General features: G+C 71.2%; 21 protein-coding genes and 1 tRNA gene. 7 read left to right on the top strand and 15 right to left on the bottom strand.

The window, feature by feature from the left end; genetic code table 11:
* The first annotated feature begins 242 nt into the window (after positions 1–242).
* A complete protein-coding gene (locus ACPXBU_RS17140) occupies positions 243–1,139 on the top strand; it encodes an AAA family ATPase (RefSeq protein ID WP_425758800.1) in 897 nt (298 codons plus the stop codon).
* Between the two features lie 109 nt (positions 1,140–1,248).
* On the opposite strand, the gene rho is transcribed toward ACPXBU_RS17140, so the two are convergent.
* The 9 genes from rho to argS all read right to left on the bottom strand — a co-directional run bounded on the left by rho (position 1,249) and on the right by argS (position 15,983).
* Positions 1,249–3,414: a transcription termination factor Rho gene (gene rho / locus ACPXBU_RS17145; RefSeq protein WP_425758801.1), complete on the bottom strand. Its 2,166-nt coding sequence runs from the start codon at positions 3,412–3,414 to the stop codon at positions 1,249–1,251.
* Positions 3,415–3,713: 299 nt separating this feature from the next.
* The gene (gene thrB, locus ACPXBU_RS17150; protein WP_425758802.1) at positions 3,714–4,658 is read right to left on the bottom strand and encodes a homoserine kinase; all 945 of its coding nucleotides are present in this window, start codon (positions 4,656–4,658) and stop codon (positions 3,714–3,716) included.
* A gap of 110 nt (positions 4,659–4,768) precedes the next feature.
* Positions 4,769–6,013 carry an MFS transporter gene (locus ACPXBU_RS17155; RefSeq protein WP_393375744.1) on the bottom strand — a complete coding sequence of 415 codons (1,245 nt, stop codon included), beginning with the start codon at positions 6,011–6,013 and terminating at the stop codon, positions 4,769–4,771.
* A gap of 11 nt (positions 6,014–6,024) precedes the next feature.
* Positions 6,025–6,843, bottom strand: coding sequence for a polysaccharide deacetylase family protein (locus tag ACPXBU_RS17160; RefSeq protein ID WP_425758803.1), 819 nt, complete (start codon positions 6,841–6,843; stop codon positions 6,025–6,027).
* A 157-nt stretch (positions 6,844–7,000) separates the two neighbouring features.
* Positions 7,001–10,276, bottom strand: a complete 3,276-nt coding sequence (locus ACPXBU_RS17165; protein ID WP_425758804.1) for an efflux RND transporter permease subunit — start codon at positions 10,274–10,276, stop codon at positions 7,001–7,003.
* Positions 10,277–10,419: 143 nt separating this feature from the next.
* Positions 10,420–11,469, bottom strand: coding sequence for a threonine synthase (thrC, locus tag ACPXBU_RS17170; RefSeq protein WP_393375738.1), 1,050 nt, complete (start codon positions 11,467–11,469; stop codon positions 10,420–10,422).
* Positions 11,470–11,609: 140 nt separating this feature from the next.
* Positions 11,610–12,920: a homoserine dehydrogenase gene (locus ACPXBU_RS17175; protein ID WP_393375849.1), complete on the bottom strand. Its 1,311-nt coding sequence runs from the start codon at positions 12,918–12,920 to the stop codon at positions 11,610–11,612.
* 8 nt (positions 12,921–12,928) lie between these two features.
* Positions 12,929–14,314, bottom strand: a complete 1,386-nt coding sequence (gene lysA / locus ACPXBU_RS17180) for a diaminopimelate decarboxylase (protein ID WP_393375736.1) — start codon at positions 14,312–14,314, stop codon at positions 12,929–12,931.
* 1 nt (position 14,315) lies between these two features.
* The gene (gene argS / locus ACPXBU_RS17185; RefSeq protein WP_425758806.1) at positions 14,316–15,983 is read right to left on the bottom strand and encodes an arginine--tRNA ligase; all 1,668 of its coding nucleotides are present in this window, start codon (positions 15,981–15,983) and stop codon (positions 14,316–14,318) included.
* Between the two features lie 98 nt (positions 15,984–16,081).
* Here argS and ACPXBU_RS17190 point away from each other — a divergent pair, with 98 nt between their 5' ends.
* The 4 genes from ACPXBU_RS17190 (at position 16,082) to ACPXBU_RS17205 (ending at position 18,708) form a co-directional block, all read left to right on the top strand.
* Positions 16,082–16,885, top strand: a complete 804-nt coding sequence (locus tag ACPXBU_RS17190; protein WP_393375730.1) for a DUF3105 domain-containing protein — start codon at positions 16,082–16,084, stop codon at positions 16,883–16,885.
* 8 nt (positions 16,886–16,893) lie between these two features.
* Entirely contained in the window at positions 16,894–17,565 is a 672-nt protein-coding gene (locus ACPXBU_RS17195; RefSeq protein ID WP_393375727.1) for a DUF305 domain-containing protein, read from the top strand.
* 283 nt (positions 17,566–17,848) lie between these two features.
* Positions 17,849–18,544 carry a winged helix-turn-helix domain-containing protein gene (locus ACPXBU_RS17200; protein ID WP_393375846.1) on the top strand — a complete coding sequence of 232 codons (696 nt, stop codon included), beginning with the start codon at positions 17,849–17,851 and terminating at the stop codon, positions 18,542–18,544.
* Positions 18,545–18,636: 92 nt separating this feature from the next.
* A tRNA-Arg gene (locus ACPXBU_RS17205) sits at positions 18,637–18,708 on the top strand.
* A gap of 115 nt (positions 18,709–18,823) precedes the next feature.
* Here the strand turns inward: ACPXBU_RS17205 and ACPXBU_RS17210 are convergent.
* Complete coding sequence (locus tag ACPXBU_RS17210; RefSeq protein ID WP_425758808.1) at positions 18,824–19,894, bottom strand: FAD-dependent oxidoreductase; 1,071 nt, start codon at positions 19,892–19,894, stop codon at positions 18,824–18,826.
* A gap of 65 nt (positions 19,895–19,959) precedes the next feature.
* Here ACPXBU_RS17210 and ACPXBU_RS17215 point away from each other — a divergent pair, with 65 nt between their 5' ends.
* Positions 19,960–20,523 (top strand): TetR/AcrR family transcriptional regulator, encoded by a 564-nt coding sequence (locus ACPXBU_RS17215; RefSeq protein ID WP_425758809.1) that lies wholly within the window; start codon positions 19,960–19,962, stop codon positions 20,521–20,523.
* Positions 20,524–20,546: 23 nt separating this feature from the next.
* On the opposite strand, the gene ACPXBU_RS17220 is transcribed toward ACPXBU_RS17215, so the two are convergent.
* Together ACPXBU_RS17220 and ACPXBU_RS17225 are read right to left on the bottom strand one after the other, a co-directional pair.
* The gene (locus tag ACPXBU_RS17220; protein WP_425758810.1) at positions 20,547–21,155 is read right to left on the bottom strand and encodes a TetR/AcrR family transcriptional regulator; all 609 of its coding nucleotides are present in this window, start codon (positions 21,153–21,155) and stop codon (positions 20,547–20,549) included.
* On the bottom strand, positions 21,148–21,981 hold the full coding sequence (locus ACPXBU_RS17225; RefSeq protein ID WP_425758811.1) for an alpha/beta fold hydrolase: 834 nt from the start codon (positions 21,979–21,981) through the stop codon (positions 21,148–21,150). The genes ACPXBU_RS17220 and ACPXBU_RS17225 overlap by 8 nt, the downstream gene beginning before the upstream one ends.
* Before the next feature lie 147 nt (positions 21,982–22,128).
* Here ACPXBU_RS17225 and ACPXBU_RS17230 point away from each other — a divergent pair, with 147 nt between their 5' ends.
* Positions 22,129–22,578: a hypothetical protein gene (locus tag ACPXBU_RS17230; protein ID WP_425758812.1), complete on the top strand. Its 450-nt coding sequence runs from the start codon at positions 22,129–22,131 to the stop codon at positions 22,576–22,578.
* A gap of 13 nt (positions 22,579–22,591) precedes the next feature.
* Here ACPXBU_RS17230 and ACPXBU_RS17235 read toward each other — a convergent pair whose 3' ends face one another.
* Genes ACPXBU_RS17235 through ACPXBU_RS17245 form a run of 3 tightly spaced genes read right to left on the bottom strand, consistent with a single transcriptional unit; the run spans position 22,592 to position 25,869 of the window.
* Positions 22,592–24,973, bottom strand: a complete 2,382-nt coding sequence (locus ACPXBU_RS17235) for an ATP-binding cassette domain-containing protein (protein WP_425758813.1) — start codon at positions 24,971–24,973, stop codon at positions 22,592–22,594.
* A 30-nt stretch (positions 24,974–25,003) separates the two neighbouring features.
* Entirely contained in the window at positions 25,004–25,414 is a 411-nt protein-coding gene (locus ACPXBU_RS17240; protein ID WP_393375706.1) for a VOC family protein, read from the bottom strand.
* Positions 25,415–25,419: 5 nt separating this feature from the next.
* Positions 25,420–25,869 carry a helix-turn-helix transcriptional regulator gene (locus ACPXBU_RS17245; protein ID WP_393375704.1) on the bottom strand — a complete coding sequence of 150 codons (450 nt, stop codon included), beginning with the start codon at positions 25,867–25,869 and terminating at the stop codon, positions 25,420–25,422.
* Positions 25,870–25,922: the final 53 nt, after the last annotated feature.

Genomic DNA, 25,922 nt, shown 5'->3' on the forward strand with positions numbered 1-25,922 from the left:
TCGCCGTCATCACTCGTCGCGCCGTACACGACGGGCTCGGGCGTGAACCGGAACCGGTGGCCGATTGACAAGTGTGCCATGGGCCGGAGCCGACCCGGTAATCGGGCCGCACACCTCGTCCGGCATCGTCAACACGTGCTCCCCCATCCGCATTCCCGCTGCCCGACGGGGCATTCGCCCACCCGGCGGGCCGCCGCCGCGTACCCCGCCGGGGGTACGTCCACGACGCCGCGGGGACGCCGATGACCCGCCTGATCGCCACCCGGGGACTGCCCGCCTCGGGCAAGACGACATTCGCCCGTACGCTCCAGCCGTCCGTGGTCCGGGTCAACCGGGACGACCTGCGCCGGATGCTGCACGGCGAGCGGCTCTTCACCCAGTGGGCCGAGGCCCAGGTGACGGTCGTCCAGCGGGCCCAGGTCGAGGCGTTGCTGCGGGCCCGGGCGGACGTCTGCGTGGACGACACGAACCTGCGCTCGCGGACCCTGCGCGACTGGGCTGAGCTGGCCGCCCGGCACGGCGCGGAGTTCGAGGTGCACGACTTCACCGACGTGCCGCTCGACGAGTGCCTGCGCCGCGACGCCGCGCGCCCGCCCGCCGACCAGGTCGGCGCGGAGGCGATCCGTCGGCTGCACGAGCGGTACCTCGAGGGGCGGACACTGCCGTTGCCGGTGCCACAGGCCCGCACCGGACGCCCCGCCGCCGTGCACGCACCGTCGGCCGCGCCACCCGAGATCGTCCTGGTGGACATCGACGGCACCGTCGCGTTGGCCGTGTCCCGCAGCCCGTACGACATGAGCAGGGTGGGTGAGGACCAGCCGAACACGGCGGTGATCGCGGCGGTCCGGGCGATGCACGCCGCCGGGTACGGGGTGGTCTTCTGCTCCGGGCGGGACGCCTCCGCCCGCGCGGCCACCGAGGAATGGCTGGCCCGGCACGTCCGGGTCCCGTACCTCGGTCTGCACCTGCGTGCGGTCGGCGACTCCCGGAAGGACTCGATCGTGAAGCGGGAGATCTACGACCGGGAGATCCGGGACCGTTACCGGGTGGCCGGCGTCTTCGACGACCGTGTCCAGGTGGTGCGGATGTGGCGAGCGCTCGGCCTCACCGTCTTCCAGGTGGCCGACGGCGACTTCTGAGCCCGGCCACGGCGGGGCGGGACACGGCGCGATGGGCGACCGGCGGGAAACGACGAAGGGGCACGGCCACCGCGGCCGTGCCCCTTCGTCGTCGGTCAACCGGGACCTGTTACTCCCCCGGCGTCGACTTCGCGATCTGCATCAGGAACTCGATGTTGGTACGGGACTGCTTGAGCCGGTCCAGCAGGAGATCCATCGCCGCCTGCGAGTCCAGCGAGTGCAGCACCTTCCGGAGCTTGTGGATGATGGCCAGCTCCTCGGGTGCGAGCAGGACCTCCTCCTTACGCGTACCGGACGGGTTGATGTCGATGGCCGGGAAGGTCCGCTTGTCGGCGATCTTCCGGTCCAGCTTCAGCTCCGCGTTGCCGGTGCCCTTGAACTCCTCGAAGATGACCGTGTCCGCCATGGACCCGGTCTCCACGAGCGCGGTGGCGATGATGGTCAACGACCCGCCGTTCTCGATGTTGCGGGCCGCGCCGAGGAAGCGCTTCGGCGGGTAGAGCGCCGTGGAGTCGATACCACCCGACATGATCCGGCCGCTGGCCGGAGCCGCCAGGTTGTACGACCGACCGAGCCGGGTCACCGAGTCGAGCAGCACGACCACGTCGTGTCCAAGCTCGACCAGACGCTTGGCCCGCTCGATGGCCAGCTCGGCCACGGTGGTGTGGTCCTGCGGCGGACGGTCGAACGTGGCCGCGATGACCTCGCCCTTGATCGACCGCTGCATGTCGGTGACCTCTTCGGGCCGCTCGTCCACAAGCACCACCATCAGGTGGCACTCCGGGTTGTTGCGGGTGATCGCGTTCGCGATCGCCTGCAGCACCATCGTCTTACCCGCCTTCGGCGGCGACTGGATGAGTGCCCGCTGGCCCTTGCCGATCGGCATGACCAGGTCGATGACCCGGGTGGTCAGGATGTGCGGCTCGGTCTCCAGGCGCAGGCGCTCCTGCGGGTAGAGCGGGGTGAGCTTGTAGAACTCCGGACGACGCCGGGCCTCCTCCGGCTCCATCCCGTTGATCGTGTCCAGCCGCATCAGCGGGTTGTACTTGTCGCGCCGCTGGTCACCGCTGTTGCCGCCCTCGCGGGCCGCCCGCACCGCGCCGGTGATCGCGTCACCGCGGCGCAGGCCGTACTTCTTGATCTGGGACATCGAGACGTACACGTCGTTCGGGCCGGCCAGGTAACCGGTGGTCCGCACGAAGGCGTAGTTGTCGAGCACGTCGATGATGCCGGCCACCGGGACGAGCACGTCGTCCTCGCTGACCTGCGGCTCACGCCCACCGGTGTCGGTGCCGGTCTCGGTGCGCTCGCCGCGCCCGCGGCGACGGTCCCGGAAGCGGCTGCGCCGGCCACGCCGGCCGCCGCCCTCACCGTCATCGTCGTCGTTGTCCCGCTCGGCGCGCTGACCACGATCGTTGCGATCGCCCCGGTCGTTGCGGTCGTTGCGCTCGCCCCGGTCGGAGCGCTCCGTGCGCTCGTTGCGCTCGCCGCGCTCGGCACGATCGCCCCGGTCGTTACGCTCGCCCCGGTCGGTGCGGTCGGTGCGCTCGGCACGCTCGCCCCGGTCCGCACGCTCGGTGCGCTCCGGACGGTCGGTCCGCTCGGTGCGCTCGGCCCGCTCCGGACGCTCGACCCGCTCCGGACGCTCGGTGCGCTCGGCACGTTCCGGACGCTCGGCCCGCTCCGGACGCTCGGTGCGCTCGGCCCGCTCCGGACGCTCGGCCCGCTCGGCACGTTCCGGACGTTCGGCCCGCTCGCGGCGGTTCTCGCCACGGTCGGCCCGCTCGCCGGCTTCCGCCTCGTCGGTACGCGTCTCGGTCGGACGTGCCGTCTCGGTCGAACGCGCCTCGGACGGACGCGTCTCCGCCGCTGCGGCCCGGCTCCGCCGGGTGCGACCACGGCCCTCGGTCTCGGTGGCTGGCTCGGCCGACGCCGGCTCGGCGCCACGCCCTTCGGCGGCCGGCCGCTCGGCGGTCTCCCGCACCTCGGCGCGCACCCCCTCCCGGGTCGGGGCGGCCGCGGCAGCGACCTCGGCCCGCGGTCGAGGGGTCCCGGCGGCGTTGCCGCCCTGCCGCTCGGAGATCGCGGCGATCAGCTCGCCCTTGCGCATGCGAGCCGTGCCGGAGATGCCGAGCGACGCAGCCAGGCTCTGCAGCTCTGGCAGCAGCATCGCCGACAGACCGGTGCCGCTACGCCGACGACGGGCGGGAGCGGCGGCGGTGGCATCGCCAGCGACGTTGGAAACATCCGACGTCACGTCGGTGGTGTCGCTCAATGGAATCCTTCCCTCGATAAAGGCCGGGACTGCCCGGAGTCGGAACTCAGGTGGCCGGGCGGCCTCGGTGCACCCGCCTCGCAAGGACGCGTCGCGGGAGTCTGTGACACAGCAGCCGGTCGGTATCCCGACTCACCAACGTCGGTGAGCAGGTCTCGCCGTCTGCGGCGACCTGTGGAATCTGCGGTGCGGCGTAGGCCTTTGGCAGGGGTGTGACGGGCTGACCGCCGAGAGCTTCGGGGGTGCGCCGCCTCGCAGGAGATCGCGTGCTTCGCGGCTGTGCTAGGTCTAGAGCGTAATCAACTCTTCCGACCTGCGGCAACAGGGTCCCGCTCGGCGTGTCCAAGTCTACCCCGAGCAACCCGCGCGCCGCTGACGTCTATCGGTAACTGCCAGATCTCCCAGTCTGTTCCCGTTCCGAAGCCTGCCGGAGGCTCGCCGAACGCCAGCACCGTGGGGCCGGCCCCACTGACCACGGCCGCCACACCAGCCGCTCGCAACGCTCTGACCAGGGCCGATGTGCCTGGCATCCCGGATTCCCGATAGTCCTGGTGGAGACGGTCGACGGTCGCCGGCAGCAGCAGACCCGGGTCGGCGGTGAGCGCGTGCACCAGCAGGGCCGCCCGTCCTGCGGTCAACGCAGCGTCGCCGTGCGGCACGGTGGCCGGCAACGCGGCCCGTGCGGCAGCCGTCAATCCGCGCTCCGCCGGGACGAAAACCGTGGGCCGTACCCCGTCCGCGACCGGCAGGGACACCGCCCGCGCACCCGTCGACTCGGACCAGGCCACCGTGAAGCCGCCGAGCAGACACGGCGCGACGTTGTCGGGATGGCCCTCGATCTCGGCGGCCAGCCGGAGCGCTGCCGAGTCGTCCAGCAGGTGCTCCCCGTCGGTGACCAGGGCGCGGGCCAGCAGCACCCCGGCGACGATCGCGGCGGACGAGGAGCCCAGCCCGCGCGCCTGCGGGATCCGGTTGACGCACTCCACGCCCAGGCCCTCGGGGTGGGCGCCGAGCACGTCGAACGCGGCCCGCATGGCCCGCACCACCAGGTGCCGGTCGTCGTCCGGCAGCTCACCGGCACCCTGGCCGCTCACCGTCACGCGGACCCCGCCCGGCGCGACCTCGGCGGACACGTCGTCGTAGAGCCCGAGGGCGAGACCCAGCGCGTCGAAACCCGGGCCCAGGTTGGCGCTGGTCGCGGGGACCCGGACACGAACCGGCCCGGCGGTGAAGTTCGTCGCCACGCGCTCATGCTAGGGCGTGTGTCAAAGTCCTCGGCCAGGGGCTTTGACACACACCCTGGGGCTCGGCGCCGACGATCCGGCCCGCTGCCCGCTGCCCGGGATCGACAGACTCAGCCGGCCGGGTTCGGCACCGGCTCCGGGACCGGGTCGCTGAGCGTGAGCCGGCGGGTGGCGATCCGCCAGCCGACCGCGTACACGAGGGTGATCAGCCCGCAGCCGGCGAGCACGACCCGTTCGTCCACCACGTCCACGACCAGGGCGACCGCCAGCTGACTCACCGAGATCGCCAGCGTCGCGAGCATCATGTCGGTGGCGAAGACACGCCCCCGCAACCGGTCCGGCACTTCGCCCTGGAGGGCGAAGTTCGACATCACCCAGTTGCTGCCGCCGGCGAAGTGCGCGACGAAGACCAGCAGCAGCACCAGCGGGAACCAGCGCACCACCGACGCGCCCAGATAGGACAGCCCGTAGAGCGACATCGACAGCGCGAGCCCGGGCAGCAGCCACGCCCGATTCGTGAGCACCCGGCGCATCAGGATCGGCCCCACCAACGCGCCGGCCCCGCGCACCGCGAAGAGCAGGCCGGCGCCGAGCGGGCCGACACCGTACACGCTGGCCAGCAACGGGAACACGGTCAGCACGCCGTTGCCCAGGCCCACCGCCGACTTCACCGTGACGAGCGCGAGCACCCGGGGGCGGTGCCCGATGTAGCCGAGCGCCTCGCGGACGGCGGCCCAGGTCCGCTGGGCCGGCCGGTCGGTGTCCCGTGGCGCCTGCAACGGGCGGCGGATGCGGGTGGCGAGGCCCGCGGCCAGCGCCAGGGCCACCGCCGCCACCCAGAAGCAGGCGTACGGGCCGGCAGCGGTGCTGAGCACGCCACCGAGCGAGGCGCCGACAACCGTCATGGTGCCCCAGGCCGAGCCGGCGACCGCGTTGCCGGCGGCCAGCTCGTGTGGCTCCAGCACGTTCGGCAGCGCGGCCTGCGCGGCCGGCGAGTAGAACGCCTTGGCCACCGCGACCACCCCGATCGCGACGAGCGCCAGCCACGCCGTTCCGGCGCCCCGCACGCCGAGCAACAGCAAGACGCCGGCCAGCGCGGCCACGTTGGCCGCGATCATGATCTTCCGGCGGTCGAAGCGGTCGGCGATCGTGCCGGTGTACGGCAGCAGCAGCGCCACGATGCCGGTGTCCACCGCCAGGACCAGCGCGCCCCAGACCCCGCTGCCGGTCAGGTGCGGCAACAGCACAAGTAGCGGCACCATGACGAACCAGTCGGCGCCAAAGACCACCAGTTCGGCCAGGAAGAGGTTGCGGAAGCTCCGATTGCCGGTCAGGACCGAGAGGGTGGACGCCACGGAGCGGCACCTTACCTGGTCGGTGTCGGGGCCACACTCGCTCTCAGCAGCGCCGAAACCGTGACGAAGGTGTAACCCCGCGACCGTAGCCCGTTGATCATGTCGGTCAGGCCGCGCAGCGCGACGAGCCGCCGACGCGCCCCCACGTCGTGGCCGAGAACAATCGTTCCCGGTCGGACCTCGTTCACGATCCGCCGGGCGTGGCCGGCCGGATCATCGGGAAACTCCCGCTCCACCATCTGCAGCGACCAGAGCACCAGTTGGTAGTCCAGCCGGGCCGCCGCGTGCAGCACCGCCCCACCCATCTGGCCAAACGGCGGGCGAAGCAGCGTGGGCTGGGTGCCGGTCAGTTCGGCGATCGCGTCGTGGCTTCGACGCAGGTCGTCGTACGCCTCGGTGGGGTCCAGCTCGGCCAGGTTCCGGTGGTCCCAGCTGTGGTTGCCTACCTCGTGCTCCGCGAGCCGGTCGCGGACGACGTCGGCGTGCCGGCGGACCTGCGCTCCGACCATGAAGAAGGTGGCCGGAACCCGGTGCCGGGCCAGGGTGTCGAGCACCATCGGAGTCCACTGTGGCGCGGGGCCGTCGTCGAAGGTGAGGGCCACCAGGCGCTGGCTGGTCCTTCCTGACCAGAAGACCTCCAGCGCACCGGAGCCGACATCCTGCTGCCCGTTTCCGACAGTGGCAGCGCCTGGGCCGGCGGCGACCGGTGCCCGGCGATGAGTTGCCCACCACGCCTCGGAGGTCCCCGCGCCGACGACCACGCCGCCGACGACCAGCACGCCACGGCGCAGCAGGTCACGTCGCCCCCACCCGCGCACGCCTTCGGCCATCCGTCTGCCCCGTTCCACCCGCACCCCCAAGTACCTAGGAGGAGTATGCAAGAAGTCACTTAAGTGTGGGGGTGGTCAAGTCGGAGTATTTCGGGCAGGTACGCCTGGAATGCCCCCGGCAGGACCCTGCCGGGGGCATTCCGAGGTGCGGTCCGACCTACTCGGTCGGCTCCGACGGGGGCAGCGGCGAGGTACGGCTCCGAGGCAGACGCAGCACCTCGAACTGGTCCGTACCCTCCACCAGCGCGGCCGACGGCGCGGACCGCCCGGCCGGCTGCGCGCCCTGGGCGGGAGCCGGGGCGGGCGCGCCACTGGGCACCGACACCTGGTTCGGAGCGGACACCTCGTCGGTGTCCGCCGTCTCCGCCGACCTGCCGGCGCGCCGCCGGTCACGTCGACCCCGCAGGGACTCCTTGGTGTGCTCCACCATCGCGTAGAGCGTCGGCACCAGGATCAGGGTGAGCAGCGTGGAGCTGAGCAGACCGCCGATCACCACCACCGCCAGCGGCTGTGAGATGAAGCCGCCCTCACCGGTCAGCCCGAACGCCATCGGCAGCAGCGCGAAGATGGTCGCCACCGCGGTCATCAGGATCGGACGCAGCCGGCGCCGGCCGCCCTCGACCACCGCCTCCCGAACGCCCATGCCCTTCGCCCGGTACTGGTTGATCAGGTCGAGCAGCACGATCGCGTTCGTCACCACGATGCCGACGAGCATCAGCACACCGATCAGCGCCGGCACGCCGAGCGGCGTCCCGGTGATCAGCAGCAGACCGATCGCGCCCGTCGACGCGAACGGGATGGAGATCAGCAGGATCAGCGCCTGGGTGAGGCTGCGGAACGTGGCCACCATGATCAGGAAGACGATCGCGATCGCCACCAGCACCGCCAGGCCCAGATCACCGAAGGCGTCCGCCTGGTCCGCGCTGACGCCACCGATCGTGAAGCTCGCGCCCGGCACGTTTATGGCGTCCAGCCGCTTCTGCAACTCCTTGCTCGTCGCGCCCAGGTTCGAGCCGGTCGCCGAGCCGGTCACCGACACGCTGCGCTCACCGTCGATCCGAGCGACCTGCTGCGGCCCCTCGCCCTGCGTGACGTCCGCGATGTCGTCGAGCTTGGCCGACCCCACCGGCAGCGCCCGCAGCTCCTCCGCCGTCGTCGGCGGACGCGTGCCCAGCCGCAGCACCACGTTCTGCTGCTGACCGTCGAGGGCGACCTGACCCAGCGGCGCCCCCCGGAACGCCTGCGACACCAACTGCCCCACGGCGGCCTCGGTGAGCCCGGCCCGACCGGCGGCGACCCGGTCGACTGTCACGTCGACCCGCGGCACCCGCTCGGCCAGGCTGGTGGAGACGTCCTCGACGTCCGGGACGCCGGCCATCGCGGCCCGCGCCTCCTCGGCGGCCCGGGTCAGCACCTCCTGGTCGCTGGCCTGGACGACCACCTCAAGCTGGCTGGTGGACGCCTCCTGCCCGCCACCGAAGCTGATCTCACCCACGCCGCTGCCGAGCTTGTCGAACTCCTTGCGCAACACCTCACGCATCTGCTTCGCGTCGGTGTCACCATCGAGCGCCAACGACCAGCTGGCGACGTTGTTGCCGCCTCCACCCGCCCACGGGTTGTCCCCCGCGCCGGCGGTCACCTGGTACGTCTCGACGCCCTTGGTGGCCGACAGCACCGACTCGACCTGCTTGGCCGCCGCGTCGGTGGCCGCCAGGCCACTCCCGGCCGGCAGCTCCTGGCTCATGTTGAGGGTGTCCTGGCCGGAGTCGTCCAGGAAGTTGGTCTCCAACTTCTGGGCCAGACCGAAGGTGCCGAAGAGCACCAGCAGGCCGAGGCCCACGGTGATCCACCGGGTCGACCGCTTGCGGGTGGCGAACCCGACCACCGGCAGGTACGCCCGCTGCAACGGGCTGCGCAGCTCCTTCTCCTCCGCGGCGCGCCGTACCGCCTCGTCGTCCGCGGTGCCGCCACGCGGCTTCAGGAACCAGTACGCGAGCACCGGGATCACGGTCAGCGACACCAGCAGCGAGGCGAGCAGCGCCACCGTCACGGTGATCGCGAACGGTGCGAAGAGCTGGCCCACGAACCCGCCGACCAACGCGATCGGCGCGAACACCGCCACCGTGGTGAGGGTGGACGCGGTCACCGCACCGGCCACCTCGCGGACGCCGGTGACGATGGCGTGCCGCTTCTCCTCGCCGTACTCCAGATGTCGTTTGATGTTCTCCAACACCACGATCGAGTCGTCCACCACCCGGCCGACCGCGATTGTCAACGCGCCGAGGGTGAGCAGGTTGAGCGAGTAGTCACCGATCCACAGGGCGATCAACGCCACCAGCACGGAGAGCGGGATGGAGACCGCGGTGACCACCGTCGAGCGCACCGACAGCAGGAAGACGAGGATGACGATGACGGCCATCACCAGGCCGAGCAGGCCTTCGGTGGTCAACGACTCGATCGACTTCTCGACGAACGGCGCCTGGTCGAAGACGACTGTCAGCTCCGCCCCGGAGGCGTCCTTCAGGTCGGCGAGCCGGTCGCGGATCTCGTGCGAGATCTGCACGGCGTTGCCGTCCGGCGCGGCGGTGACCGCGATGCCGAGACTGTCCTTGCCGTTGGTCCGGGTGATCGCGGTAGCCGGCGCGAGCTGCTGCTCGACAGTTGCCACGTCACCGAGGCGGACCGGCGTCGCGCCCGGGCTGATCACGATGCCGCGCAGGTCCTCCAGGCTGGCGATCGGCGTACCGACCTGCACCGGGAGGGCCAGCCCGCCGTCGGTGACGGTGCCGGCCGGAACGGCCACGCCGTTCGTCTTCAGCGCCGCGCCGATCGCCGTCGGCTGCACCTGGGCAGCGGCCAGCTTCGCCGGGTCCGGGGTGACCACCACGACGTCGTCGCGGGTGCCGGTCACCTCGACCGTGCGGACGCCCTCGATGCCCTCCAGCTCCGGCACCACCGTCGCCCGGAGCTTCTCGGCGAGCGCCCGCTCGTCCGCCGCGCCGGCCGCGGCCAGCACGACCGCCGGCAGGTCGTCGGTGCTGCCCGCGATGACCTGGGGGTCGACGCTGTCCGGCAACTGGGCGTCGATCCGGCTCAGCGCGGTCTGCATCTTGTTGACCACGTCGTCCAGGTCGGTGCCGAACTCGTACGTCACCTGGACGGTGGCCGAGCCCTCACGGGACGTGGAGGTGACCTTGTCCAGCCCCGGGATGCCCTGGAGGGCGTTCTCGATCGGCTCGGTGACCTGCGACTCGACGATCTCGGGGCCGGCACCGGGGAAGGGGGCCACGATGAACGCGGCCGGGAACTCGAGCGACGGCAGCAGTTGCTGCTTCAGCGACGGCACGGCGAACACTCCGAACACCGTGGTCACCACCGCGATGAGGGCGATCAGCCCTCGGTTGGCGAGGCTGAATCTGGCGAGCAGCGACATCGGCCTGGTTCACTCCTGAACGAGTCTGCGGGCGGGGGGATACGTGAAAGTGTGCCGGATTCGATCACCGCAACCCCCGCCGCCCCCGGCGCAGTCCCACCGTCCGACCGCCGTCGCGTCCGCGTGGACGCCGGCGGCCCGCCTCAGGCGAGGTCGAGGGCGCGGGCGGCGGCCATCGGATCGTTGCCGATGGTCAGCGGCGCCGGCGCGGTGGAGATCGCCCACTCCGGGTCTTTGAGGCCGTGGCCGGTCACCGTGCAGACCACTGTCGAACCGGGCGGCACCGCGCCCGCCGCGGCCTGCTGGAGCAGGCCGGCCACGCTTGCCGCGCTGCCCAACTCGACGAAGACCCCCACCTCGCGGGCGAGCAGCCGGTACGCGGAGAGGATCTCCCGGTCGGTCACCGCGGCGATCAGGCCACCGGAGGCGTCCCGGGCGTCCATCGCCTTCGTCCAGCTCGCCGGGTTGCCGATCCGGATCGCCGTGGCGATCGTCGACGGCTCCGGCACCACCCGGCCGGTCACGATCGGGGCGGCGCCGGAGGCCTGGAAGCCGTACATCTTCGGCGTGCGGGTGGTGGTGCCGGCGTCCCGCTCCTCCGCGTAGCCCATCCAGTACGCGGAGATGTTGCCGGCGTTGCCGACCGGCAGGCAGTGGATGTCGGGCGCGTCACCGAGCGCCTCGACGATCTCGAAGGCGGCGGTCTTCTGGCCGTGCAACCGGTCGATGTTCACCGAGTTGACCAACGCGACCGGGTGGTCCTGGGCCAGCTTCGCGGCGAGCGACAGGCAGTCGTCGAAGTTGCCACTGACCTGGAGCAGCTTCGCGCCGTGCACAAGCGCCTGGGCCAGCTTGCCCAACGCGATCTTGCCCTGCGGCACCAGCACCGCGCAGGTGAGCCCGGCCCGCGCCGCGTACGCCGCCGCGGAGGCGCTGGTATTGCCGGTGGAGGCGCAGATGATGGCCTTGTTACCGGCCTCGACCGCCTTCGACACCGCGAGGGTCATCCCCCGGTCCTTGAACGAGCCGGTCGGGTTGGCACCCTCCACCTTGAGGTGCACGTCGCAACCGAGCCGGGCGGACAGCACCGGCGCCGGCAACAGCGGGGTGTTCCCCTCGTGCAGCGTGACGACCGGCGTGGCCGCGGTGACCGGCAGCCGATCCCGGTACGCCTCGATCAGACCCCGCCACATGTCGTTCTCCTCGCTTCTACCGTCGCGCTGACCCGAGCATCAGGGTCACCTTGGACCAGCCTGCCGGAGCTGTCGATGGCACACCCCGGCTTACCCACCTGACGGGACGCGCGAGCCGCCCCGTCGAAGGTGACAACGAATCAGGCGCCGCCCTCGACCCGCAGCACACTGGTCACGGACCGGACAATGTCCAGACCGCGCAGCTCGCCGACGGTGGCGGCGAGCGCGGCGTCCGGTGCCACATGGGTGACGATGACCAGCTCGGCGTCGCCGTCGCGGCCGGGCGACCCACTCGCCGAGCCCTGCCGCACCGTCGCGATCGACACGTCGTGCCGGGCGAACACACCCGCCACGGCGGCCAGCACACCCGGGCGGTCGGCCACGTCGAGGCTGACGTGGTAGCGGGTCAGCGCCTCGCCCATCGGCCGGACCGCCAGGTCCGCGTACGCGCTCTCGCTGGCCGCGCGCACCCCGGCGAGCCGGTTGCGGGACACCGCGACCACGTCACCGAGCACGGCGCTGGCGGTGGGCGCGCCCCCGGCGCCCCGACCGTAGAACATCAGCTGCCCGGCCGCGTCCGCCTCCACGAAGACCGCGTTGAACGCGTCGCCGACGCTGGCCAGCGGGTGGCTGCGCGGAATCATCGCCGGGTGCACCCGGACACTTACCGTCTCCCGGCCGCTCGCGTCGACGCCCCGGGCCGCGATGCAGAGCAGCTTGATCGTGCAGCCCATCGCCTGGGCGCTGGCCATGTCCGCGGCGGTCACCTCGGTGATGCCCTCCCGGTGCACGTCGGCAGCGCCGACCCGGGTGTGGAACGCCAGCGAGGCGAGGATCGCCGCCTTCGCCGCCGCGTCGAAGCCCTCGACGTCGGCGGTCGGGTCGGCCTCCGCGTAGCCCAGGGCGGTGGCCTCCTCCAGGGCCTCGGCGAAGCCGGCGCCGGTCGCGTCCATCGCGGAGAGGATGAAGTTCGTGGTGCCGTTGACGATGCCGGTGACCCGGTTGATCCGGTCGCCGTGCAGCGACTCGCGCAGCGGGCGCAGCAGCGGGATCGCCCCGGCCACGGACGCCTCGTAGTAGAGGTCGCCACCGCCCTCGGCCGCCGCCTCGTGCAGGGCCACCCCGTCCTCGGCGAGCAGCGCCTTGTTGGCGGTGACCACGCTCTTGCCGGCCCGCAGCGCCTCGACCAACCAGCCCCGGGCCGGTTCGATGCCGCCGACGACCTCGATCACGACGTCCACGTCGTCGCGCTTGATCAGGCCGAGCGCGTCGGTGGTGAACAGCGCCTCGTCGACAGGCAGGTCTCCCCGGTCGCGGCCGAGCCGACGGACGGCGATGCCGGCGATCTCCAGCGGAGCGCCGATCCGCGCGGCCAGGTCGGCCGACTGCTCGTGCAGCAGCCGGACCACCTCCTGGCCGACCGTGCCGCAGCCGAGCAGTGCCAAGCGCACAGGTGACGTCATCCCACATCCAAAGCGAGCAGGTCCTCTTCGGTTTCCCGCCGGACGATCAGGCGCGCCTGGCCGTCGCGCACCGCCACCACAGGTGGCCGCGGCACGTGGTTGTAGTTGCTGGCCATGCTCCGGCAGTACGCACCGGTGCCGGGCACCGCGACAAGATCTCCGGGCTGCACGTCGGCGGGCAGGAATTCATCCTTCACCACGATGTCCCCGGACTCACAGTGCTTTCCCACCACGCGGGCGAGCAACGGCTGCGCGGTCGAGGCCCGCGAGGCCAGCGTCGCCGAGTAGGACGCGTCGTAGAGGGCGGTGCGGATGTTGTCGCTCATCCCGCCGTCGACGCTGACGTACGTCCGCAGGCCGTCGAGCGCCTTGACGGTGCCGACCTCGTAGAGGGTGAACACGGCCGGCCCGACGATGGCCCGGCCCGGCTCGATCGACAGGTGCGGCACGGCCAGGTTCTCCGCCGCGCACTCCGAGTCGACGATCTTGCGCAGCCGCTTGGCCAGGTCCTGCGGGGTGGCCGGGTCGTCCTGGGTGGTGTACGCGATGCCGAAGCCGCCACCCAGGTCCAGCTCGGGCAACTCCACCCCGCGCGCGTCGCGGATCTGCGCCTGGAGGGCGAGCACCCGGCGGGCCGAGACCTCGAAGCCGCTGGCGTCGAAGATCTGCGAGCCGATGTGCGAGTGCAGCCCGCGCAGCTCCAGCACGCCCTCGTCGAGGATCTTGAAGGCGGCGTTCGCGGCGGCGCCGCCGGCCAGCGAGAAGCCGAACTTCTGGTCCTCGTGGGCGGTGGCGATGAACTCGTGGGTGTGCGCCTCCACGCCGACGGTCACCCGGACCAGCACCCGGGGCCGGACTCCGCGCTCGCGGGCCAGCGCGGTGAGCCGGTCGATCTCGGTGAACGAGTCGACGATGATCCGACCGATCCCGGCGTCCAGCGCCCGGCCCAGCTCGGCGACCGACTTGTTGTTGCCGTGGAAGCCGATCCGCTCCGGCGGCATCCCGGCCGACAACGCGGTGGCCAGCTCACCCCCGGTGCAGACGTCCAGGTGCAGCCCCTCCTCGGCGATCATCCGGACCACCGCCCGGCAGAGGAACGCCTTGCCCGCGTAGAACACGTCCTCGGTGGGGAAGGCCGCCCGGAAGTCGCGGCAGCGCGAGCGCAGGTCGGCCTCGTCCAGGACGTACACCGGGGTGCCGAACTCGGCCGCGATGTCGCGGACGCTCAGGCCCGCGACGGCGACCGCGCCGTCCGCGCCACGCGTCACGCTGCGCGGCCACAGCGCCGGCACGAGGGCGTTGACGTCGGCCGGGGCACGCAGCCAGGCCGGCCCCCGGTCGCTGATGTCCGCGTGCAGCGCACCAGCCTCATGAGCCCTCATGTCACATCCTCTCGGGTGCGGAGACGCCAAGCAGGTACAGGCCGTTGGCGACCACCGTGCGGGTCGCGTCGTTGAGCCAGAGCCGGGCCCGGTGCAGGTCGGTGATCTCCTCGTCGCCGCGCGGCAGGATCCGGCAGTTGTCGTAGAACCGGTGGTAGGACTGCGCGACGCTCTCCTCCAGGTAGCGGGCCACCCGGTGCGGCTCGCGCAGCTCGGCGGCGGTGGCGACCACCGCCGGGAACTCGGCGAGCGCCTTGAGCAGCTCGTTCTCCTTCTCATGATCGAGCAGCTCAGGGCGGAAGTCCTCGGGCGCGCCCCGAGTCAGCCCCAGATCGGCGGCGTTGCTGGACAGGTTCGCCGTCCGCGCCCCGACATACTGCACGTAGTGGACCGGGTTGTCGTTCTTGGCCCGGGTCCACAGCTCGATGTCGATGTCGATCGGGGAGTCGCTGGAGTAGCGGGCCAGCGCGTACCGGGAGGCGTCCACGCCGATCGCCTCGACCAGGTCCTCCAGGGTGATCACGGTGCCGGCCCGCTTGCTCATCCGCATCGGGGCACCGTCGCGCAGCAGGTTGACCAGCTGCCCGATGAGGATCTCCAGGTTGCGCTCCGGGTCGTCGCCGAAGCAGGCAGCCATCGCCTTCATCCGGCCGATGTAGCCGTGGTGGTCGGCACCCAGCATGATCACGACCCGCTCGAAGCCGCGCTCGCGCTTGTCCAGGTAGTAGGCGCAGTCCGCGGCGAAGTACGTCCACTCGCCGTTGGACTTGCGCAGCACCCGGTCCTTGTCGTCACCGAAGTCGGTGGTGCGCAACCAGGTCGCGCCCTCGGACTCGTAGAGGTGCCCCTGCTCACGCAGCCGGTTCAACGCGAGGTCCAACTCGCCCCGGTCGTGCAGGTCCTTCTCGTTGAAGTAGGTGTCGAACTCCACCCCGAAGTCGCGCAGCGAGGAGCGGATCTCGTCGAACATCAGCGCGACGCCCTCGACCCGGAAGACCTCCTGGGCGGCATCGTCGTCGAGCGAGCGCACCTCCGGCCGGCGGGACTGCACCTCGGCGGCGATCTCGGCGATGTACGCCCCGCCGTAGCCGTCCTCCGGGGCCGGCTCGCCCTTGGCGGCGGCCAGCAGCGAACGGGCGAACCTGTCGATCTGCGAACCCGCGTCGTTGAAGTAGTACTCCGTGCCGACGTCGGCGCCGGTGGCCCGCAGCAGCCGGCTCAACGCGTCGCCGACGGCCGCCCAGCGGACCCCACCGATGTGCACCGGCCCGGTCGGGTTGGCCGAGACGAACTCCAGGTTGATCCGCTCACCGGCGAGGCGGTCGCTGCGGCCGTACTCCGCGCCGGCCTCGACGATCACCCGGGCGAGCTGACCGGCGGCGGCCGCGTCGAGCCGGATGTTCAGGAAGCCCGGACCGGCGATCTCGACCGATTTGATGCCGGCTGACCGGCCCAGCGCGTCGGCCAGGGCAGCGGCCAACTCCCGGGGCGGAACACCCACCTTCTTGCTCAACTGCAGGGCCAGGGTCGAGGCGTAGTCGCCGTGCTCGGGATTGCGCGGTCGCTCCACCACCGTGTGCTCCGGCAGGGCGGCGCGGTCCAGCCCACGCTCGACGAAGACGGCGTGGGCGGCGGCAAGGACGACCGAGGCGAGTTCTGCAGGAGTCACCCAGCCATGTTATCGGGGGTAGACTCGGGCACTCGGCGGCTACCCTGCGCGTCATCCGGTCCGCCACTCCCCTGCCCGACCCGACTTGACGAGGCACGATGAGCATCAGCACCCCCGGTGGCCCTGAGCGCCGCCCGACCGTGGTCAGCACCGGCAAGAAGCCGGCGGCCGGCCGGCCGGCGTCCGGCGCCAAGGCCGGTTCCGGTAAGCCGGCGGGCACCCCGCGGGCCGGCGGCAAGGGCCCGCGCAAGCCGGTCACGCCGGTCAAGGTGAGCCAGGGTCGCGCCTGGGGCCCGATCGCGCTCTTCGTGGCCGTGGGCGTGCTCGCCGTCGGCATCATCGGTTGGGGCGCCTACGCCTCGTTCCAGGGCTCCAAGCCGTGGGACAAGCGGGCCAACGCCATCGACGGCATCGCCAACATCCGCAAGAGCGACGGCGAGAGCCTGAAGTACGAGTCGCACAAGTCGGGCCCGCTGACCTGGAAATACTCGCCGCCGGTGGGTGGCGTGCACAACGCCGCCTGGCAGAACTGCATGGGCGACGTCTACGACGCCCCGATCGCCAACGAGCACGCGGTGCACAGCCTGGAGCACGGCGCGGTGTGGATCACCTACCGCCCCGACCTGCCCAAGGACCAGGTCGACAAGCTCGCCGGCAAGGTGCGCGGCAAGGAGAAGATGCTGATGAGCCCCTACGAGGGCCTGGACAAGCCGATCTCGCTGCAGGCCTGGGGCTACCAGCTCAAGCTCGACAACGCCGACGACTCGCGGATCGACGAGTTCATCAAGGACCTGCGGGTGAACGCCTCCGCCGAGGGCCCGACGGCGCTCTGCAACACCGGCATCACCGCCACCGGCACCACGCCGCGTGAGCTTCCGCAGCAGCAGCAGCCCCAGCAGTAAGGACGCCGATGACCGCCCCCACCACCACCGACAGCGAGTACGACGACACCCCGGCCGCCCCGGACGAGGACGGCCGAGCTCCGGCGTCGCGTTACGGCGTGCTGGCGCTCGCCGTCATGGTGGTGGTGGGGTTGCTCCTCGGCTATGCGGGCGGCCTGCTCACCCCACGGCTCACCCGACCCGGTGACGCCTCCGTCGAGGCGGGCTTCGCCCGGGACATGACGACCCACCACGCGCAGGCGGTGGAGATGAGCCTGATCGCGTACCGGTCGGCGACCCTCCCCGAGGTGCGGCAGATCGCCGTCGACATCGCCACCGGGCAGCAGGGTGAGATCGGCGCCATGCAGACCTGGCTGCGCGAGTGGGACCTCAGCCCCACCGGGTCGAAGCCACCGATGTCGTGGATGTCCGACGGGGCCACCGTCAAGGACGGCCTGATGCCGGGCATGGCCACGCCGCAGCAGATGACCGCCCTGCGCGACGCCAAGGGGATCGAGGTCGACAGGCAGTTCCTGACCTTGATGTACGACCACCACCTGGGCGGCATCCACATGATCGACGCGGCGCTCGACGAGACCGACAACGCCGAGGTCGTGCGGGTGGCACAGACCATGAAGAACACCCAGCAGACCGAACTCAACAACCTCCGGCAGCTCCAGGCGCAGGCGGCCAAGGGCTGACCGACCCGCCGGGCACATCGGGCCCGCGTCCCGCCGCACACCGGCGGAACGCGGGCCCGCCCGCTTCATCGACTCGGTTCAAGGAAGTCGGGCTGTTGCGCGACCGGGACACCCCCGCCGCACGGAATCCGAGTCGATCAACGCCGCAACCTGCCCGCTTGCGCTGCGTGTGTACCAGTTTGGGAGTTATGGCCGGTTAGCGAGGCACAGGCGATTACGTAGCTTCGAGACTTTTCTCCCCACATATCGTGACCAGTTGCGATTCGTGCTCGTTGCCCAAGACGTGGGGGTTGCACTCAGAGACGCACGGCGTTCGGTCACCAGTTGGTGCCGACGCCACACCATCGGCGGTGACGGGGCGGTGGCAGCCGTCCGTCGCGGACAGCGGCAGGGCGAGCCGGGAATGCTCAGCCGCGAACAGGAACTCGAACTGATCGACACACTGCGGGGCGTCCACCCGGACGAGTTCGGCCTGGACGAGGAGCTGTGGACGCGGCAGAGCCTCACCACGCTCATCCAGCGCCGATTCGACATGCCGTTGGACGTCGGGGCGGTCGGGGCGTACCTGCGGGCCTGGGGGTTGGGTCCGCGCGAGCCGCGCGAGCGGGCCTGTGGGCTCTGCGTCAGCGCGGTCGAGCGCTGGGTCCGCAGCGACTACCCGACGATCACCAGGGCCGCCCAGGAGCACCTGGCGGAGGTCTACTGGATCGGTCGGATCCGGCTGCGCGGCACCATGCCGGCAGCGGACGTGATCTCCGCTGTCTCGTCCCGAGGCCGGGTGCGCTTCATGATCACCACGCCGACGGTGGACCCGCCGCTCCCCCGCGACTTCGTGCTGCGACTCAGCGGCGAGGAGCAGCGCACCGTGCACCTGATCGTGGACGGCTCCTGGCCGCGCAACGAGTGGCCCCGCCGACTCCCCCGGCGAATCGTCCTGCACCCGCTGCCGAGCTGCGGGCGGGCCGTCGCGGCCGCCTGAGCACCGGGCGGGCCGGTCGCCGACACGATCGGCTCGCCCGATACCGATTCGGCGTACGCGGAGGAGGTTTGCTAGTCTTCTCCAGTCGCTGAGCCCCCGTAGCTCAGGGGATAGAGCACCGCCCTCCGGAGGCGGGGGCGCAGGTTCGAATCCTGCCGGGGGCACACTTGCCAAGAAATCTCTGATTGCACCAAAAGGCCTCTGACCAGGTAAATCCCGGTCAGAGGCCTTAGCTATGTGTTCCGACCGCGGCTGCCGAGCACCGGTTGTCGTTGGCGCCTACGCGCCGGGCGGGCCGGCCACCATGCTCGCGCGCAGGAGTTGGTCGCGGACCGGTATCGCGTACCGCAGGTGGGTCATCCGTGCGGCCAGGCCAGCCATGCGGGCCAGCCTCTGGGTGGCCGGCCGACGCCGGCGATCGTATTCGTGCAGGGCCTGCTCGACAGTGGGCGTCTCGCGCAGGTGGGAGGCCAGCGCCACCGCGTCGATCATCGCCTCGCACGCGCCGCGCCCCAGGTCGGGTGTCATGGCGTGGGCGGCGTCGCCGAGGAAAGCCACCGTGCCGCGCGTGAAGGACGGCAGCGGCGGCGTCACGTACACGTCGTGGCGCAGCACCGCGGGTTCGTCGATCGCGTCCAGGACGGTACGCACCGGCGGCACCCAACGGCCGAACATGCTCCGCAGTTCGGCGAGCTCCTCGCCCGGGCGGAACCGGCCCTCCGGTGCCGCCGCCGACGCGTACCAGTTGGTGCGACCGCCCTCCTGCGGTGTCACACCGAACTTGAGGCCCCGGCCCCACATTTCCACGAACATGTCGGTGGGCATGTCCTCCACCACGCCGCGCCACGCCGTGCTGCCGGAGAATCGTGCTCGATACGCCGGGCCGAACACCTTTTCGCGGGCCTGGCTGAACACGCCGTCGGCCACCACGACCAGCTCGACATCGCCCACCTCGGTGACGTCGTCCACCGGATCGCCGGTCCGCAGCTCCACCCCCGCTTCCATCGCCGTGTCGTGCAGGATGGCGAGCAGTCCCGGCCGGGACAACAGGTAGACATGGTCGCCGGTGCGCCGGTGCAGCCGTTTTACGTCGATCGTCGCGATGCGGGAGCCGTCCGGACGCAGGAAGACGCCGGCCTGCTGTCGTCGCCCGGCCTGGCGGACCAGGTCGCCGACGCCGATCGCGTCCAGCGCGCGCAGCGCCACGGGCCACATGCCGAGCGCCGTGCCCGTGCTCGGCAACTCCCTGTCCCGCTCCCGGACGGTGATCGTCCAGCCCGCGCGCCGCAGCGCGATCGCCGCCGTCAGCCCACCGATGCCCCCGCCGATGATCACCGCACGTCTCTCCATCTCCCCACGCTACAACACCTGTTGTTTTGAGACTACGGATGTTGTGGATCGAATAGGGTGAGGCCGTGCCATCCCGCGAAGAAACCCTGCTCGATGCCGCCATCGGCATCCTCGGACGCCACGGCGTACGGGCGTTGACACATCGCGCGGTCGACGCCGCCGCCGCGGTGCCAACCGGTTCCACGGCGAACTACTTCAAGACCCGCGACATGCTGATCAGCGCCGTGGCCGATCGATTCGCCGACCGTGACCGCGCCACCTGGCAGGCGATCGCGGGCTTCGTCCGCCCCACCACCGCGGTCGAGTTGGCGGCTGCGCTCGCCGCGTACGTGCACCGTGCGCTCGGCCCGGAGCGCGCCCTGACCATCGCCCGATATGGCCTGTTCGTCGAGGCGGCGCTGCGCCCGGAACTACAGGGGCGACTTGCCGAGGCGGCCCTCTCCGTCCGGACGTGGGGCACGGAGTGGCTGCGCGCGATCGGCTCCACCGACCCGGAGAGCGAATGCGCGGCGATCCTCGACTACCTGGACGGTCTCATCTTCCACCAGCTCACGTTTCCCGGCCCGGCCGACACGGTGGAGGCGGCGATCACGCAGACGGTGTGCCGTCTGTGCACCACTGCGACGTGACCGGCGAACGGCCGGACAACGACCTACCGCTGATCAGGAAGGCCGGGCGCCGGCGTGGGACCGGCGGCCGAGGTGGAGCGCAGTCCGCGGTCGACGAAGGCGATGAGCCACTCGAAGCTTTCGTCGATGTCGGTGGACCACTGGAATCCGTTGGTGGCCTGCAGGGTGGCGAAGCCGTGGAAGATGCTGCGCAACGCTCGCAGGGCGTGGGTCGTGTCCTGCGGGGCGATGTCGTATCCCCGTAGGACCGCCTCGAAGGGTCCGAGCCCTCGCCTTTCCGCGATCACGATGGGGTCGTCCGGACCGGTGGGGGCGATGCCGATGGTGGCCGCGTACCGGCCTGGGTGTGCGACCACGAAGTCGCGGAGCGCACGGGCGGCGGCGGCCAGCGCGTCCCGCCCGGAGCGGCCCTGGGTGGCCGCGCCGATCGCGTCGGCGGCCTCGGCGATGGCGAGGGCAGCGATGCGTCGGTTGAGGTCGTCCTGGCTGGCGATGTGCTTGTACAGCGACGGGGTGCGCACCCCGACCCGTTCGGCCAGCCGGGCCATGGTCAGCTCGGCGAAGCCGACCTCGTCGGCGAGCGCGGCGCCGGCCGCGACGACCGTGGCCGGGTCCAGGCCCGCCCTAGGCACGGACGCCGGCCAGGAAGGGCAGGACCACGGCGAGGGTCTGCTCGGGGTACTGGACGTGCGGGTAGTGACCGGCGCCGTCGATCATCGCCAACCGACCCAGTCCGCTCGGCAGGTCGGCGACGATCGCCTCGCCCTCGGCCCGCGGTGAGACCCAGTCGGGGTCGAGGGCGCCCTGCACGATCAGCGTCGGGCAGGTGACGTTGCCGAGCTGCTCGCCGGCGTCGACGGGAGAGATGGTGCCCATCTTCTGCAGGACCTTCATCCGGCCCGGCTCCCGCAGCATCGAGATGATCTGCCCCAGGCGGGAGTCCCAGTCCACGGGCTTGGTGCCGGGGTAGGCGAGGTCGAGGTACCTGGACCACTGCTTGGTGCTGCCGAGGATCGTCGTTCCCATCAGGGCGGTCGCGCCGCGACGGTAGGCCGCCACGCGCATGTCGCCGAGCTTGACCTGCTGCTTGCGGGTGAAGGGCGCGAGTTCGACAAGTGCGGTGATCAGCTCCGGGGCCAACGCCCCGGCGATCGTGGCCGCGCCGCCGGCGATGGAGTGCCCGATGAGCACGGCCGGCCCGCCGAGGTGCTTGACCAGGGCGATCAGGTCACCGGCGAGGGCGGTGCGGGTGTAGGAGGTCCACCCGACGCTGGACTCCCCGTGGCCGCGCAGGTCCATCGCGGCGACCCGGTAGCCGGCCTGCACCAGTGCGGGAGCGAGGAACCGGTAGGCCTCGCGGCTGTCACCCATGCCGTGGGCAAGCACCACCAGCGGGCCGGTGGCGCCGGTCACCTCGTAGGCGATGGTCCCGCCGTCGACGTTCAAGAACTCAGTCATGACTACCTCCAGGTGGCCCGTTAGCGCGTCGGCTAACCGCGTTAGCCAAAAGCTATCAGCATTAGCTTACGGAGGTCAAGCCCGGGTGCGCCGCCGCCACCCGCACCCAGCGACGCCCTGCGGACGTAAATGATCAACAATGGCGTCATGCTGTTTCTCGGGTTGCTGCTCGCCGCGCTGGCCGGGGCCGCCATCGCGACGGTCCTCACCGTTCGCGGGCTCCGCGCGGTGTTCCGGAACAACGAACGGCTCCGGGCGGCGGCGCTCCTCGCCGGTGCGGCCACGGTCGGCGTGTATGCCTGGGGCCTGCTCCACCTCGGCTACGCGGTGCTGCAGGCGGAGGACGGTGGAGCCGGCTCGTTCCCGATCGCACCCTGCCGCGAGGCCGGGCCGCAGCGGGCAAGCCAGGTCGACGGGTACGACGTCAGCTACCTACCGCTGCGCTTCGAGTGCCACCTGAGCGGTGGGGGCGCCTACGTCACCTCGACCGTGCCCGGGTACGTCAACCCGGGCACGGTCGGCCTCGGCCTGCTCACCGCCACCTGCGGAATCCTCGCCACGACAACGGCACGACGAGTCCGGCCGCCGGTGGCGTGACGTCCGGACGAAGTCAGCTGCCGACGTACGCCGCCAGGTGCTCACCGGTGAGGGTGGCGCGACCGGCGACGAGGTCGGCGGGGGTGCCCTCGAAGACGATCCGACCACCGTCGTGGCCGGCCCCGGGACCGAGGTCGATGATCCAGTCGGCGTGCGCCATGACCGCCTGGTGGTGCTCGATGACGATCACCGACTTGCCGGCGTCGACGAGGCGGTCGAGCAGGCCGAGCAGTTGCTCGACGTCGGCCAGGTGCAGGCCGGTGGTCGGCTCGTCGAGGACGTAGACGCCGCCCTTCTCAGCCATGTGGGTGGCCAGCTTGAGGCGCTGCCGCTCGCCGCCGGACAGGGTGGTGAGCGGCTGGCCCAGGCTGAGGTAGCCGAGCCCGACGTCGGCGAGCCGGTCGAGGATGGCGTGCGCGGCAGGCGTACGTGCCTCGCCGGTGCCGAAGAACTTCTCGGCCTCGGTCACCGACATCGCGAGCACCTCGCTGATGTCGCGTCCGCCGAAGCGGTATTCCAGCACCGAGGCCTGGAACCGCTTGCCCTCGCAGTCCTCGCAGGGTGCGGCGACGCCGGCCATCATCCCGAGGTCGGTGTAGATGACGCCGGCTCCGTTGCAGCTCGGGCAGGCGCCCTCGGAGTTGGCGCTGAACAGCGCCGGCTTCACGCCGTTGGCCTTCGCGAACGCCTTGCGGATCGGGTCGAGCAACCCGGTGTACGTGGCCGGGTTGCTGCGCCGCGAGCCACGGATCGCGCCCTGGTCGATCGAGACCACGCCGGCGCCGGCGGGGATCGAGGAACGCACGAGCGAACTCTTGCCGGAGCCGGCGACGCCGGTGACGACGACGAGCACCCCGAGCGGCACGTCGACGTCGACGTCCTGGAGGTTGTTGGCCGTCGCGCCGCGGATCTCCAGTGTGCCGGTGGGCGTGCGTACCGTCTCCTTGACGGCGGCCCGGTCGTCGAGGTGGCGGCCGGTGCTGGTGCCGCTGGCGCGCAGGCCGTCCAGGGTGCCCTCGTAGCAGACGGTGCCGCCGTCCGTGCCGGCGCCGGGACCGAGGTCGACGACGTGGTCGGCGATGGCGATGGCCTCCGGCTTGTGCTCCACGACCAGGACGGTGTTGCCCTTGTCGCGCAGTTGGAGCAGCAGCTTGTTCATCCGCTGGATGTCGTGCGGGTGCAGCCCGATCGTCGGCTCGTCGAAGACGTACGTAACGTCGGTGAGCGACGAGCCGAGGTGGCGGATCATCTTGGTGCGCTGGGCCTCGCCGCCGGAGAGGGTGCCCGACGGCCGGTCGAGCGAGAGGTAACCCAGGCCGATCTCCTCGAACGAGTCGAGGAGGTGTTGCAGCCCCGCCAGCAACGGGGCCACCGACGGCTCCTCGATCCCCCGGACCCAGGCGGCGAGGTCACTGATCTGCATCGCGCAGGCGTCGGCGATGTTCTTTCCCCTGATCTTCGACGACCGGGCCTCCTTGCTGAGGCGGGTGCCGGCGCACTCGGGACAGGTCGTGAAGGTCACCGCCCGCTCCACGAAGGCGCGGATGTGCGGCTGCAAGGCGTCGATGTCCTTGGCCAGGAAGGACTTCTGGATCGACGGGATCAGACCCGAGTACGTCAGGTTGATCCCGTCGATCTTGATCTTGGTGGGCTCCCGGTGGAGCAGGTCGTGCTGCTCCCGGTTGGTGAACTTGCCGATCGGCTTGTCCGGGTCGAAGTAGCCGCAGCCGCGGAAGATCCGGCCGTACCAGCCCTCCATGCTGTAGCCCGGGATCGTGATCGCACCCTCGTTGAGCGAGAGGCTGTCGTCGTACAGCGCCGACAGGTCGATGTCGTTGATCGACCCCATGCCCTCGCAGCGCGGGCACATCCCGCCGAGCCGGGTGAAGGTCGCCTTCTCGGTCTTCGTCTTGCCCACGCCACGGTCGACGGTGATCGCACCGCTGGCCTTCACCGAGGGGACGTTGAAGGAGTACGCGTTTGGCGAGCCGATGTGCGGCTGCCCGAGGCGGCTGAACAGGATGCGCAGCATCGCGTTGGCGTCGGTGGCGGTGCCGACGGTGGACCGGGAGTTGGCGCCCATCCGCTCCTGGTCCACGATGATCGCCGTGGTCAGGCCGTCCAGCAGGTCGACCTCGGGCCGCGCCAGCGTCGGCATGAAGCCCTGCAGGAACGCGCTGTAGGTCTCGTTGATCATCCGCTGCGACTCGGCGGCGATGGTGCCGAACACCAACGAGCTCTTGCCGGAGCCGGAGACACCTGTGAACACGGTCAGCCGGCGCTTCGGGATCTCGACGCTGACGTCCCGGAGGTTGTTGACGCGCGCGCCCTGCACACGGATCAGATCGTGGCTGTCCGCGACGTGCGGCGTGGACGGCGGGGTGGCCGTGCTCATCAGGTCTCCATCTGTCCGGGGTCGGACGGGTCAGCGCGCTTCCTGGATGCGGATCAGATTGCCGGCGGGATCGCGGAAGGCGCAGTCCCGCACGCCGTACGGCTGCTCGGTCGGCTCCTGGACGACCTCGGCGTCGGTGGCCTCCAGCTTGGCGAAGGTGGCGTCGAGGTCGGTGGTGGCCAGGTTGACGCCGAAGTAGCTGCCCTTCGCCACAAGTTCGAGGATGGTCTGCCGCTCGTCGTCGGTGATGCCCGGGTTGGCGGCCGGCGGGTGCAGGACGATGGCCGTGCTGGGCTGGCCGGGGGGCCCGACGGTGATCCAGCGCATCCCCTCGTAGCCGACGTCGAGGCGGACCTCGAAACCGAGGATGTCGCGGTAGAAGGCCAGGGAGGCGTCCGGGTCGGTGTGCGGCAGGAAGCTCGAGTGAATGGTGATGTCCATGCTGGTCACGCTAGTTGCGGCACGGTGACCCGCGCTTCTCGATTCCTGACCGGTCTGGTCACCTGCTTCACCACGCACGACGGCAGCCCCGCCGTCGCCTGTGCCGCCTGCCGCCGGTAGACGCTCGGCGGCACACCGACCAGCTCGGTGAAGCGGGTGCTGAAGGTGCCCAACGACGAACAGCCGACCGCGAAACAGACATCGGTGACGCTGAGGTCGCCACGACGCAGCAACGCCATCGCGCGCTCGATGCGCCGCGTCATGAGATAGCTGTACGGAGATTCGCCGTAGGCGAGCCGGAACTCGCGGCTGAGGTGCCCCGCCGACATGTGCGCGCCCCGGGCGAGCGCCTCGACGTCCAGGGGCTGCGCGTACTCCCTGTCGATCCGGTCGCGGACCCGGCGCAGCCGCGCGAGGTCGCCCAGTCGCTGGGTCGCGTCGGGTTTGCTGCTCACCTGGGAAATCGTGCCACAACCCACCGACAACGGGCCGTCCGCCGGGCGCGGGT

Source organism: Micromonospora sp. DT231 (assembly GCF_049847025.1).
GTDB lineage: Bacteria > Actinomycetota > Actinomycetes > Mycobacteriales > Micromonosporaceae > Micromonospora.